At 71.5% G+C, this 13,937-nt stretch carries 6 protein-coding genes and 2 pseudogenes; 5 read left to right on the forward strand and 3 right to left on the reverse strand.

Features of this window, described 5'->3' with window-relative positions; genetic code table 11:
- Nucleotides 1-36 precede the first annotated feature (36 nt).
- The 3 genes from OG430_RS00690 to OG430_RS00700 form a co-directional block, all read right to left on the reverse strand.
- Nucleotides 37-603, reverse strand: a complete 567-nt coding sequence (locus OG430_RS00690; protein WP_327350358.1) for a helix-turn-helix transcriptional regulator — start codon at nt 601-603, stop codon at nt 37-39.
- 82 nt (nt 604-685) lie between these two features.
- Nucleotides 686-1,159, reverse strand: coding sequence for an ABC transporter substrate-binding protein (locus tag OG430_RS00695; RefSeq protein ID WP_327350370.1), 474 nt, complete (start codon nt 1,157-1,159; stop codon nt 686-688).
- Nucleotides 1,160-1,616: 457 nt separating this feature from the next.
- Nucleotides 1,617-2,633, reverse strand: a complete 1,017-nt coding sequence (locus OG430_RS00700; RefSeq protein ID WP_327350371.1) for a DUF2599 domain-containing protein — start codon at nt 2,631-2,633, stop codon at nt 1,617-1,619.
- 880 nt (nt 2,634-3,513) lie between these two features.
- Here OG430_RS00700 and OG430_RS00705 point away from each other — a divergent pair.
- From OG430_RS00705 to OG430_RS00725, 5 genes and pseudogenes are all read left to right on the forward strand, one after another.
- Nucleotides 3,514-3,981, forward strand: a pseudogene (locus OG430_RS00705) (1-deoxy-D-xylulose-5-phosphate synthase N-terminal domain-containing protein); the annotation flags it as partial.
- 25 nt (nt 3,982-4,006) lie between these two features.
- Nucleotides 4,007-4,162: pseudogene (locus OG430_RS49380) on the forward strand (1-deoxy-D-xylulose-5-phosphate synthase N-terminal domain-containing protein); the annotation flags it as partial.
- A gap of 306 nt (nt 4,163-4,468) precedes the next feature.
- Nucleotides 4,469-12,028 carry a type I polyketide synthase gene (locus OG430_RS00715; RefSeq protein ID WP_327358931.1) on the forward strand — a complete coding sequence of 2,520 codons (7,560 nt, stop codon included), beginning with the start codon at nt 4,469-4,471 and terminating at the stop codon, nt 12,026-12,028.
- A gap of 107 nt (nt 12,029-12,135) precedes the next feature.
- Complete coding sequence (locus OG430_RS00720) at nt 12,136-13,104, forward strand: hypothetical protein (RefSeq protein ID WP_327350372.1); 969 nt, start codon at nt 12,136-12,138, stop codon at nt 13,102-13,104.
- A gap of 33 nt (nt 13,105-13,137) precedes the next feature.
- Entirely contained in the window at nt 13,138-13,932 is a 795-nt protein-coding gene (locus tag OG430_RS00725) for a hypothetical protein (protein WP_327350373.1), read from the forward strand.
- Nucleotides 13,933-13,937 lie beyond the last annotated feature (5 nt).

A 13,937-nucleotide genomic window follows, 5' to 3' on the forward strand; every position in this document is an offset into this window, starting at 1 on the left:
GTTTCGTCACCCTCGACGCTAGGCGCGAGAGCCCTCCTACTCACCGGCGCGCGGCGACACCGCGGGGTCGTTCCCCCGCCCCGGCGCACGCCCTCGCGGTGCCGTATCCCGCGAAGCGAACAACCCCGGCTCCACCTCCGCGATCCAGTCCCGCTCCGCCAGCCGTTTCAACTTCGAACGGAACCCCTCCACCTTGCTCTTGTCCGTCGACAGCCCGAGCACGGAGCACAGCTGATGCGCCCGCATCGGATGCACCGCATCGCCAAGAATCTCCACGATGTCCCGGTACGAGGGCGGCAACACCTCCGCGTCCACCTCCGCCGACCAGGTCGGCACCAACCGCACCCCCACCGGCGATCCGGCACCGGTCACCGGCCCAGCCGCCGGCTCCACCTCATCGCTCCCGCCAGCCTCCGGCCCGGTCACCGTGCTGTCCCCGGAAAGGATCTCGCTCATCGTCTCCCGCGTGATCCCCAGCCGGGAGGCCACCTCTTCCTGCACGACCAGGAGGACCGTCAACTCCTTGATCTGGCCACGCAGTTCAGCGATTCGATCTCGTGCGGCAGCATCCCGCCGCTCCAGCTCTTCCAGCCACGACACCATCGCCGCCTCCCAGCCCCGAACCCTGGACACGACGATCCGGCAAACGAACCCCGGCAGCAACAACCCACCGCAACGATCTCACTCAGGGAGAGCTACACCCAAACACATAGGGCTCCTTAGGCCGGGACCCGGCCGAGGGCATCACCACGGGCACGCCTGCAGCCTGGCCCACGGCGGCCACCTCCAACGATGTGGCGATGGCCGACGTGCCGATGAGTACGTGCACGCCCGCGTCCTGCACCATCTCTCGGGCGCCCTCACGTGCGACGGCACGCTTCCCCTGGGTGTCGACCACTACGAGTTTCACGCGCTCGCCGGTGAGATCGCGCATCCGCTCAGCCGCAAACCGCACCCCGAGCAGCTGCCGTGCGCCCTGGACACGGCGGCGACCACTGAGGTTGAACAGCACGCCGACGCGCAGCGGTTCACCCGCAGGCGCCGTCGGCTGAGCGGCTCGCGCGTCGGCGGTGCCGATAAGCGGCAGCGAGGCCGTTGCCGCGCCCAGGGCGAGGAAGCCTCGGCGGGGAAGATCAGCGAAGGCGGGCTTGCGGGGCATGAGTCCTCCGAGGGAGGTCGACGTCTGGGCCCTGCCAGCTCTACGGCCCATCAAGCCGGTCCGTAGACAGACACACCCGCCCAAGGGTTCCCAGTGCTCCCATACGCCCCCTGAATGGGGGAGGTAGCGAGACAGCCGACGACGGGTTCCTCTACGTGGATGGCGACGGCCTCACGTTTCGCTGGCAGGTCCCCTCCACAACCTCAGGCTCGGCTCCACTGCCAATGCGCTGAAGACCGCATTGAAGTAGCTCGTCATTGCCAAGGAGCCCCCGTGGAAAGACCTGCGGGATTCCGCACTCGAGGGCGACGGGGTCCAGCACGCCGATGCGCGACCTGCGCCTCCCGGGAGGGAAGCGAACGACGCGGCCCCTGGGCGGGCGGGTGGTGAGCACCCACCACCCACGGCTGCCAGGGGGCCACGTCTGCTAGGGCCTCAGGTCCTCGTCGCCGAGGGCTCACTCCTCCGCGGGCCAGCCCGGGTTGCACTTGACCCGCAGCCACTTGTAGGAGTCCCAGTCCCAGTTCGGGCGCCAGGTCTCCAGGTCCCACGTCGGTCCGCCGAAGCGGCCATCGCCGAAGGGATCGGTAAACGCGAAGACCGAGTGGCAGTAGAGCTGTTTGGAGACGACGTCCTGCTCGTCCGCGCTGAACGCGGGCGAGGGCGACGGGATGACCGACCACACCTGGCCCCACAGCTCCTGCAGGTGGTCGTCCGCGTGGCTGAACCCGGCCTCGGTCGGCGTCACATGGACGGAGCGCAAGCCTGCGTACGGGTCCGGGCCGGAGGCCAGGCTGTGGTAGACCTCGGTCTTCGCCACCCACGCCTTGTTGGTCATCCCGCCGTAGCCGACGCATTCGCTGCGGCACACGTAGTAGCCGTCGCTGTGACCGCTGGTCCAGACGATGAACCTGCTGTACTCGAAGTTCTGGCGTACACCCGTGTGCTGGGAATCGGAGCCGCCGATTGCGTCGGTGTTGTACTCGTCGGACGTCGGATATCCGAAGGCCCCGCGCTCATATCCCCACTGCCCCCAGAGCTGGCCGATCCGGCCGCTCACCCCGTACGCGCGCGCGGTCTTCGTGGGGTGCCAGTAGAACGTCCCGCCTTGGAACTGCTGCCGGATGCCCCGGGCGTCCGGGTTCTGCAGCTCGTCTCCGACCGGGTAGCCGAACTTGCCGCCCTCCCAGCCCTGGCGTGCCCAGGCGTCACGCACCGCGCCCCACACCGGATGCGCACCCGTGGCTTCCGACCAGTAGATCGACCCTCCCTCGAACACCGTGTACGCGCCCCGCCCGTCCGGCGTGGGCAGCTCTTCCGTGGTCGGGCACTTCAGCTGCGAGTCCCAGCCACCCATGCCGAGGTACTTGGCGAGGATTTCACCGCGGACCGTGTGCCCGCAGATCTCCTGGTCCGCAGCCGCAGCCGGGACCGAACTCAGCGTGGTGAGCGTGACCAACGCCGCGGCCAGCACGGCTACAAGTCTGACTAAGACGAGCGGAGCGCGGCGATCGCCGCGGCCTGCACGAATAGTGGTTCGCATTGGTGTCGTTGCTCCTTGTCAGATGGCCTGTCGAGGCCGGGGACGGAGCGCGGCCGGGAGAAGCGCGGGCGCGGCCGCCGTAGCCCGGTAGCTGGGCCCCCTGCCCGCCTTGACCACTGTCCTGCCCCGGCCCTGTCATGCGGTCCCCCGAACTCGGCAACTGCGGGTTCACGACGGCGCTGACCTGATCGGGCATGCCGACGGCACCGGCTCTCCACCGCGCATTGAATAGTGAAACTATCCAATACGAGCCTGAGAGGGATCAACTTCCTTTCACGCCAAGCTTTTCCGGACAGTCAGACCGGGGCCGGCCGGATCTTGCCGCGCACCGTCCTTCCGTCGTCGGCTCCGGCCATTCGCCGCTCTGGCCGACCTTGCCTCTCCCGGCTGGACGGAGGGAGGGACGTGGGGAGCGGGCGGTGACGAGAGGTGTCGTTGCGCCCGGCCGTTGTTGTCGCGCCAGGCGATGCTGGTGGCCTTTGATGGGGCGGAACTGTCCGGCCATAGCCGGGGTATCCCCGACGGTGGTGGCACTGGCGGCGTGGTTGAAGTGTGCAGTGTCGTTTCTGTGGGGGCGTGTTGGTGTGTACGCGGGCGGGTGCCCACGGATGGTGTCGGTGTGCCCGGTTGTTCTCCGGTGACCGCCCTGGCGCACTTCGTAGGTCATGTCCCGATCAATGCGCGGGTGGGCTGCACCTTGCGTGAGCTGGGGTGATCGGTTGCAGGGTGGAGCAGATCCCAGTCACTGCATCCAGCTCTACTGGGCTTCCTGCCAGTGCTGTCTCCCGCTCAGTTGTAAGGCGCTGCTGTTATGCCACAGACACGCACATCGCCGCCCCGTGGTTGCCTGCCGGCCGGGGTGAACTGCCCGGATGATCTACGGCTCGCCCCCAAGGGGGAGTTGCCGGTACCGGCCGATCAGGTGCACGCCTTCCCGGTCGAGACGGTGTGCGCGAGCGGCGGTCATCTGGGCCCGCTTCTAGGTGTGGTGGAGCTGGCGTTGGTGTTGCACCGAGTATTCGACTCCCTACCGGACGCGCTCATCTTCGCTACGGGGCATCAGGCGTATGTACACAAGCTCCCGACGGGCCGTTGGGAGCATTTCGGCCCCCTGCGCCAGGCCGACGGCCCGTCAGGCCATCCCGCACGCGCCGAGTCCGCGCAGGATCAGGTGGAGAACTCCCGCGCCTCGGCGGCCCTTTCCTGCACGGACGGTCCGACCAAGGCACGCCAACTGGTTGGTGCGCATGACCGGGCCGTGGTGGCGGTGATCGGGGACGGTGCCCTGATCAGAGGGCCCGGCCTTCGAAGCGCTGAAGAATCTCGGCGGGGCCAAGGACCGTCCGGTGATCGTGGTGGTGAACGACAGCGGGCGCTCGTGCGCGCCTACGCCCGGCGCTCTCGCCTCCCCTCTCAACCACCTGGAGTGCTCCAGCGGCCTGGAGGCGTGCCGCAACCTCTTCACGGATCTCAACTTCCGCTACTTCGGTCCGGGGCTATGGCCACATCACCATCGAGCTTCAGAAGGCCCGGGCCCGGGCCTGGGCGATGAACCGGCCGCTCGTCGAGCAAGCGCTCCACCGTCCAAGGCACGGGCTGCCCGCCTGCCGAGCGACCGGCCGCCGCCCCGCTCCGCCTCGATTCGACACGCCATGCCAGGCCGGCGGCCCGTCCGGATACCCCGCCCGCAGTGCCCGGACGCCCGGGCTCCGCCCACGACCGACCGCTTAGCCAAGCATCAGGCGAGAAAGTGCGGTGATCTCATCATGCTGGACCTCCGACCCAACAAGGACGCATCGGCTCACGGACAGGTCTGCGAAGCCGATTCCGTGGCGATTATCGGGGTGGGCCTGCGGCTGCCAGGAGGAATTACGACACTGGCCGGGCTCTGGCGATCCCTGCTCGCCGGCGAGGACCTGGTGACGGCGGTCACCGGCGACCGGTTCGACGTCGACGATTTCGTGGTGGAGCGGGGCGGAGTGCGGTCCGGCAAATCGTATTCCAGTGCGACGGGGATCTTCGGGAATGTGTGGGCATTCGACGCGTCATACTTTGGAATTTCTCCCAAGGAGGCGGGCCAGATCGATCCCCAGCAGCGGATGCTGCTGGAGTGCGCGGTCGAGGCGTTCGACGACGGAGGGGTGGACCCACGAACCCTGGCCGGCTCGGACGTGGCGGTCGTCATGGGGTTGACCGTCCATGACTACGAGGGACTGGTGAACCGCCGCCCCAAAGTGCTCAACTCCTTCGGCCCGATCGGGACGGGCGCGTTCAGCGCGGCGAACCGTCTGTCGTACCTGTTCGACTTCCGCGGCCCGTCCCACGCGGTGGACACGGCCTGTTCCTCGTCACTGACGGCCTTGCACCTGGCGGCGGAGGCGGTGCGCTCGGGTCGCAGCGACGTGGCTCTGGCCGGCGGGGTGAATCTGGTACTCGGGCCGGGCGGACACGTCACCTCCTCCCAGGCGTCGATGCTCTCCCCGACCGGACGCTGCCACCCGTTCTCGGAGAAGGCCGACGGTTTTGTCCGGGCCGAGGGAGCGGGGGTGGTGCTGCTGAAGGCCCTGAGCCGGGCGTTGGCCGACGGCGACCGGGTGCACGCGGTGATCAGGGCGTCCGTCATCAACTCGGACGGGCGGACGGTGGGGATGTCCATGCCCGGGGTGGACGCGCAGGCCGCGATGCTGGAGCGCGCATACGCCGAGGCCGGGGTGCGGGCCGAGCAGGTGTCGTACGTGGAGGCCCACGGGACGGGAACTCCCGCAGGGGATCCGGTCGAGTGCGAGGCGCTGGGCCGGGTGCTAGGCCGACGACGCGGGAAGCGCATGCTTCCCGTGGGGTCGGTGAAGTCCAACTTGGGGCACCTGGAGGCCGCAGCCGGGATGGCCGGGATCTTCAAGGCCATGCTGGTCCTGCGGGAACGGCAGGTGCCCGCCACCCTGCACACGCTGCCGTTGAACCCCGCGATCGACTTCGCCGGGCTGGGTCTTGACCCGGTCACGACGGCGCGCCCGCTGGAGGCCGCCGACGACCGGTTGATCGCCGGAGTCAACTCGTTCGGCGCCGGCGGCGCGAACGCGCACGTGGTGCTGGAGATTCGCGAAGTGGCACCGGAACGGAAAGCTGCGCCCCCCGAGGGAGCGGACGCAGGGCGCGGCGACCTGCCGGTGCCGGTGGTGGTCACCGGCCGGAGCGAGGAGGCCCTGCGCGAGTCCGCCCTGGCGATGGCCGCGCACCTGGAGGGCCTCGACCGGTCCGCCCTGGTGGACGTGGCGTTCACCACGTCGCGCCGCCGCGAACGCCGCGAGTTCGGGATGGCCGTACTGGCCACCAACAGCGCGCGGGCCGCCCGGGCGCTGCGCGAGGCGGTCGAGAAGGGCACGAGCGACGAGGTGGCGTCGGCCTCCAGCATGCGCCGGGGGCGGGTGGGGTTCGTGTTCAGCGGCAACGGCACGCCATGGCCCGGAATGGGCGCGGAACTGCTGGAGCAGGAACCCGACTTCGCCGCCGAGGTCCGGGCCGTCAGCCGGGAACTGGAGCCGCTGTTGGGCTGGTCCGTCGAGGCGGAGATGGCCGAGCACCGGGCCGAGCGATGGCCGCGGGCCGAGGTCGCCCAGCCCATGCTGTTCGCCCTGCAGGCCGGGTTGACGGCGATGCTGCGCAAGCGCGGTGTGGTGGCCCGAGCGGTGTGCGGGCACAGCGTCGGCGAAGTCGCGGCCGCCTACTGCGCCGGGCTGCTGGACCGGGCAAGGGCCTGTCGGCTGATCGCGTTCCGCAGCCTCGCCCAGGCGCCCACGTTCGGGAAGGGCCGTATGGCGGCCGTCGCCCTGCCGGCCGAGCGGGCCCGGGAGCTGCTCGTGGAAACAGGCGCCGGGGACCGCGTGGTCCTCGCGGCGGTCAACTCCGACGGTGACGTCACCCTCTCGGGAGCCGCCGAGGCCCTAGAACAACTGGAGGACCGCTGCCTCCGCGACGACGTCGGCTTCCGCTTCCTTCGTCTGGACTACGCGTACCACAGCCCCGCCATGGACTCGGCCCGGGACGTCTTCCTGGACACGCTGGGTCCGCTGCAGGCCGACAAACCCGTGATCCCGCTGGTCTCCACGGTCAGCGGCCGCACCGCCGAGCCGTCCGAGGTGACCGCCGAGTACTGGTGGCGCAACGTCCGCGAACCCGTCCGGTTCGACTCGGCGGTCACCGCTCTGCTCGGCGAGGAGCACGGCTGCGACGTCCTGGTGGAGATCGGCCCCCACCCCGCGCTGTCCGGTTACGTCCGCCGGATCGCCGCAGACCGGGCGCAGCCGGCGGAAGTGGTGCCGACGCTGACCAGGATCGGCGCGGGACCGCAGGCCGTGCGCACCGCCGTGCTGCGAGTGCTCGCCGCGGGCGGGCAGGTCGACTGGGATCGCTTCCTCCCGCACGGGGGTCGCGTCGTGGACCTGCCGGCCTATGCGTGGCAGCGCGAGCACCATCGCCTCGGTGGCCCCCAGTGGTGGACCGACCATGAGATGGCCCCGGCCCCGCAGCCCGCCGCGCCGCACCCTTTGCTCGGGCGGCGCCTGCGGGCGGCGGATCCGACGTGGGGCCGGGAGCAGAACGTGGCGTGGTTCGCCGACCACCGAGTCGGTGACGCCGTCCTGATGCCTGGCACGGCCTTCCTCACCATGGCCCTCTCCGCGGCCGGGCAACTGACCGGCGGCCCCGTGGAGCTGCTCGGCACCTCCCTGCTCAAACCGCTCGTCCTGCCCCTGGACGCCGAGATGGCCACGCCGCGGACCACCACCACCCTGTATCCCGACGGCGGGTTCGTCATCGCCTCCCACGCCGAGGACGACGTGGAGGCGGCCCACCTGGTGACCGGGAACTGGCGGCCTCTGCCCGGCTCCCGACCCACCCCCCTGGACCTCGCTGCGCTGACCGCACGCATGGGCGTCCGGGTCGACGTCGCCGACCACTACCGCTCCTGCGCCGAGGTGTCCCTCGCCTACGGCCCGTCGTTCCGGCCGCTGACCGCGATCACGGTCGGTGAGCGCGAGGCGCTGATCCGGCTCCAGGTCCCGACGGCCGGGGCCCCCGCCCACCTGGCCCCCGCCGTCCTGCTCGACGGCTGCCTGCAGGCCATGCTGCCGTTGGCCGCCGCCGCAGCGGGTGCCGACGGCTACCTTCCCTACCTGCCCGCGGCCATGGGCAGCGTCCGCTCCTGGAGCCCGCTGCCCCCCACCGTGCTGGCGCACCTGCGGTTGACCTCCCTCACCGAAACCGGGCTGCTGAGCGACATCACGGTCTGCGACACCGACGGACAGGTACTCCTCGAACTGAGGGACGCACGGGCCCGGCGCATCGAGAACACCCGTCACGGCGCGCCGGCGCTGTACACAGAAGTCCTGCGGGCCCGCCCCCGGATGACCTCCCCGCCCGGCACCCCCTCCCCACTTCGAGCCCCCGCCCTGGTGAGCGACGAGTGCGGCCGAGACGTCGGCCTCCTGGACGAGGCCTTCGGCCAGCACCGGTACGGCAACTACCCGGGCACGCTGCGGCAGCTGGGCGCCCACTTCATGGCCGCCGCGGTGGACGGGTTCCTCGACCACGCGTCCCTCGCCGAGCCCGACCGGAGCCCGGATCCGGACGGGGGCGCGGATTTCACCCTCGACGACGTCGTGCGGGCCGGGGTCCAGCCCAAGCTGGCCCCGCTGGTGAAGATGATGCTCGGCACGGCCGTCGAGGAGGGGCTGCTGGCGCCGTGCGGGGAGCAGGCCTGGCGCCGGCTCGCCCCGCCGCGACCGGATCAGACCCTGCGGGCCGCGCGGACCGTCTTCCCCGAGCTCATCCCGGTGTGGCAGGGCGCCGCGGCCTGCGGCCTCGGCCTGCCAGGCGTCCTGGCCGGCACCAAGGACCCTCTGGACGTCCTGTTCGGGGAGGCCGACCCGGTCGCCGCGGACCTCTACGACCGGGACCCCGTAATCGTTCACCTGGCCGAGGTCGCCGTGGCGTACGTCCGGGCCGCGACCGCCGCCTGGCCGGCCGACCGGCCGCTGCGGATCCTCGAGGTCGGCGCGGGGACCGGCAGCTTCACCGCCCGGCTGCTGCCACACCTGCCCGCCGGGCGCACGCACTACCTGTTCACCGACGTCTCCGCCGCATTCTTCCCCGACGCCGAGACCCGCTTCGCCGCCTACGACTTCCTCGACCACCGCACCTTCGACCTGGACACCGACCCCGTCTCCCAGGGGCTGCTCCCGGGCTCCGTGGACCTCATCGTGGCGAGCAACGCGCTGCACGCGGGCCAGGACATCTCCCGGGCGCTGCGGCACGCGGCCGAACTCCTCTCGAAGGACGGCCAGCTGGTCGCCGTCGAGCTGCACAGCAACACCTACATCGCGCCCATGGTGGGCCTGCTGGACTCCTTCTGGCACTCCCTCGACACCGAGCTGCGCCCGGCCGGTCCGCTGCTGCCCCCCGACCGGTGGACGTCCGTCCTGGAGCAGGCCGGACTGCACGCCGCGGCCTTCCTGGGCGCGCCGAGCGAACCGAACGGTGACAGCCCTGGCTCGGTGATCGCCGCCGTGCGCTCCTCCCACGGCGCCCCCGCTCCGGAGGCCGACCGCCCGGCCGTCCGGCCGTGCGTCCTGGTGACGCCCCCGGCGCGACCGGCCGCCCCGTGCGCCGACCTCGACGACCTCACCGGCCTCGTACGAGAAGCCCTGGGCGCCACGGGAGCACATGAGGTGGTCCGCGCCGAGCTCGGGCCGGGGCTCGACTGGACGGCCCTGCTCCCGGCCGAGGGGCCCGTCGACGTCGTCCTGCTGATCGACGACACCGCGGCGACGGAGCCGGCGGAGGCCACCGCGGAGGCGGTGCTCGCCTGCGCCCAGCTGAGCTCGCTGGCCGCCTGCTGCGCCCGGGCCAAGGGCGCCCTCGCCCCCGTCCTGTGGCTCGTCGCGGGCACCACCGCGGACGCCGTCGACGCCGCGATGAGCCACCGCGGGGCCGCCCTGTGGGGTGCGGCCCGCACCCTGGCCAACGAACAGCCGTATCTCGCCGTGCGCAAGATCCGTGCCGTCTGCGGAGCCCCGGAGCGGCTGCGGGAGACGGCCCGCCACGTCGTCCACGAGATCACCCGTCCCGACGCGGAGGACGAGTGCGTCATCACCGCGCACGGACGGTTCGCCCTGCGGGTCCGCACGCTCCCCGAGACCTTGCCGAGCCGCGTCCACGGCGACGACGTGAGATTCGCCCTGGTGGCGCACGGCGAAGCCGGTGCCCGTCCCCGCGTCGTGTGGCAGGACAGCGCCGTCCCGGCGCCCGGGCCCGGCCGGGTAACCGTCCGGGTCATGGCGGCCGCGCTCAACGCGCGGGACGCCCTGCTCGCCACGGGCCACGTCATGCCCACTGGGGCCGCCGGCCTGGGCGGCGCCCACCTCGGGTGCGAGGGCGCCGGCGTCGTGACGGCCGTCGGAGCGGGCGTCACCGGGCTCGCGCCCGGTGACCGGGTCGCCGGCGTCGCGGACGGGGGCTGGCTGGCCTCCCACGTCACCCTGCGCGCACAGCAGTTGGTGCGGATCCCCCGCCGGCTCGGCTTCGCCGCGGCGGCGGCCCTGCCCACGGCCTACTTGAGCGCACGTCACGTCCTGGGCACCCTGACCGACCTGGCGCCGGGCGCGCGGGTGGTGGTCCAGGGCGCAACCGGGGCCGCCGAACTTGCCGCCGTCGACACCGCCCGGCAGGCCGGGGTCGCCGTCATCGCCGCCGCGCCCACCCCGGCCCAACGCTGCCTGCTCAGCCTCTCGGGGGCCGAACACGTCGTGGACTGCGCCGGCCCCGAAGGACCCGAGCAGGTCCGGCAGTTGGTCGAAGGCCGCGGCGTCGACGTCGTTCTGGACTTCCTGCCCGGACAGGCCGGTCAGTACGGGCTGGCTCCCGGCGGCCACTTCTTCGGCCTCGGCCCGCGCGAAGCCGCCCGGCGGACCCCCACGGGCGGGGAGCACGACGCCACCCTCCACACCGTCGACGTCGTCGGCTGGTTCCACGAGCCCTCACCCGCCGCGGACCGCCGGGTCCGGGACCTCCAGGAAGCCCTGGAGCGCGGCGAGTGTCCCCCGCTCCCGCACACGGTCCACTCCGCCGACCGGGTCCAGGAGGCCATGGACCGGCTGTTGGACGGCCACCCCGTGGGCAAGAGCGTCATCGCCTTGGACGACGGCGTGCTGCTGGAGCGCGCGCCCGCGGTGGCCCGGATGGACCCCGAGGCGACCTACCTGATCACCGGGGGCCTGGACGGGTTCGGCGCGGCGACCGCCCTGTACCTGGCGCGGCGCGGCGCCCGTCACCTCACGCTCGTCAGCCGGCGCGGCACCGCACACAACCCGGCCGCCGCGGAGCTGGTCGCCACGTTGACCGGCCACGGTGTCGCGGTGGACGCGCGGGCCGTTGACGTCTCCCGCCCCGAGGGCGTCGCCCGGCTCTTCCGCGATCTCGACGCGGGACCGCGCCGACTCGCCGGTGTCGTCCACGGGGCCATGGTCCTCGACGACGACGAGATCGTCCGGCTGACCCCGGAGCGCTTCCACACCGTCCTCGACCCCAAACTGACCGGAGCCCTGCTCCTCCACGACCACACGCACAAGCACGACCTCGACTTCTTCCTCCTGTACTCCTCCTTCGCCACCCTGCTCGGCAACCTGAAGCAGGCGGCGTACAGCGCGGCCAGCCTCGCCCTGGAGAACCTCGCCCACCGGCGCCGGAGCGAGGGCCTGCCAGCCACGGTCGTGCAGCTCGGCGCCATCTCCGACGTCGGATACGTCCAACGCACCGGCATCACCTCGGTGATGAGCGACTATGGGTTCTCCCCTATGACCTCGGCCCAGGCCCTGGCCCGGCTCGACACCCTGCTGTTGCGCCCGGACACCACGGTGACCACGGTCATCGGCGCCGGCGCCGAGAGCCGCGCGGACGCGCTCGCCGCCCTGCTGCACACCTCCACAGCCCCGCGCACGTCCGTCCTGGTCCGCACTTCCGACGCCCGCACCGCCGACGAGAGCCTGCTGCCGCGGCTGCGGGCCGCCGCCACCGAGCAGGAGGCGCATCTCATCCTCGAGGAGGCCACCACCGCGTGGCTGGCCTCGGTGCTGCACACCACGCCCGACCGCATCGACCCGAACCGCCGCATCGACCAGCTCGGCGCGGACTCCCTGACCACCACGGCGCTCGTCGCCCGGATCCGCAAGCACACGCGCTGCACGATCCCCGCCGTCGAGGTCATGACCGCGCCCCTCAGCCTCATCACGGCATCCGTCCTGCGGCAGCTGCACCAGGAGAGGACCGACTGACCCCGACCCGGAGGATCCGCGGTGGGGCGTCCCAGCCCGGGACCCCGTCGCGCCCCCGGCCCCTTTCCTCGCGGAAACCGCACCGAGGCCCGCTCCCGGGAGAAGAGATGCCCTACCTGCCTGACACGACGGCCTTCGCGTTTCCCCCCTTCAGCACCCCGTATCCGCCAGGGGTATTGCGCACGCTCGCGAGCACCACCCCTGCGGTGGCGGCCGTCCTCACGGAGGCCGACCGGTTGCTGGCCGGACTCGGCCAGCAACCGGTGTCCCCACCCCTCACCTCTACGACCCCCGCCCCGGCCCGCAGCCGCGAGACCGAATACGTCCACAACCTGGTCTCCGCCACGCTCGTGCCCTACTCCCTGTACCTCGCACTCGACCCCAGGTCACGGCCGTCGATCCTGCTGGGGCACGGTGCCGGGTTCAACGTCGCGACCCTCATCACCGGCCTGATGACCCTCGCGGAGACGATCGACATCCTCATCACCGGGTTCCTGGAGGCCCAGGAACTCTCGTTGGAGGGCGGCATGCTGGCGCTGGGCGTGCCCCAGGGGACGGCCAGGGCCATGTGCCGGAAGGTGTCCGAGGGCGGACTCCACATCGGAATGATCAACACAGTGAGCCAGACCGTCGTCTGCGGACTCTTCGACGACCTGGAGAAACTGGAGCGCCACGCTCGGCTCAACGGGGTTCCCTGCCATCGTCTCGGGGCTCTCCTGCCCCTGCACACCCCACTGTTCACGGCGGCGGCGAGCCGGGCGATCCGCAAGCAACAGGACCGCACAGTGCCCGCTGTGTGGCCCCCCGTCTACTTGACCACCGTGTGCCGGCCCCTCGTCGAGTCCGACACAGTGCACGAGATGTCCGTCACCATCTGGACCAAGCCGGCCGACCTGGTCGAGTCGGTGACGGACCTCCAGGAGAACTACGGCGTCAACCACTTCGTCGAGATCAACGCCACCCCCACGCTGACTCCGATGATCATTCAGAACGCCCGCCCCGGCACCCGGGTCGACGGTCCGGCACCAGGCGTCACCGACGCCGCGGACCTGGTCGCCCTCCTCAACGCCGCCTAGCTCGACGCCCCCTTGCATCCAGAGGAGCGTGCCATGACGTCCTCCCTCCCACCCGAGGACCAGCCGAACCGATCCGACCTCGTGGAGTGCCGCAGGGCGGGCCTGGCCGCGACACCGATCCCGCTCGTGTGCGGGGGTGCCGTGGTCATCGCGGGGTTCGACGCCCAGCTGCCGCCGTCCCTGAACGCCCCGGACACCGCCGTCACGGCCTACTACGCCGCCCATTCCACCGCGCTGCTGGCCCGCTCCACGGCGTGGAGTCTCTCCGCACTGCTGTTGGTGTGGTTCGCCTCCGGGATCCACACCTGGCTGCGCCACCGCGTGCCGGCGTCGAGAGCGGCCGCCATCAGGGCCGGCCTCACCTCGACAGCGGTGGTTTTCGTCATCTCCGCGGCCGCGAACACGGCCGTGGTCCTCACCACGCGCAGCGGCAGCACCGCCGCGGCCCCGCTCTTTCGGTGCGGGGTGCTCCTCTACCCCATGCTCGCCCCGGTCATCGCTTTGAGCGTCGCGCTGATGCCCGCTCCACGGATTCTCAGCGCCCGGGGGATCCCCGCCCTGCTGCTCGTGGTCGTCCACCTGGCCATGCCGGTCCTGGCCATGCTGCCCGGCGCCAATCTCGCCCTGCCCGTGCTGGTCATGATCGGAATCATCGGTTTCCTCCTGTGGGTCTCCTGGACCGGCACCGCTCTGGCACGCGCCTCGCACCTCCTGCTCCGCAGTGCCGAGGCCAGGGCACCAGACAGCCCGCCACGGGAGACTCCCGAACGGCAACCGCCGACAACGCCACCAGCGACGCGAATTCAAGATCAATCTCAGCGTTACTGAGCTTG

Source organism: Streptomyces sp. NBC_01304, from assembly GCF_035975855.1.
Taxonomy (GTDB): Bacteria; Actinomycetota; Actinomycetes; order Streptomycetales; family Streptomycetaceae; genus Streptomyces.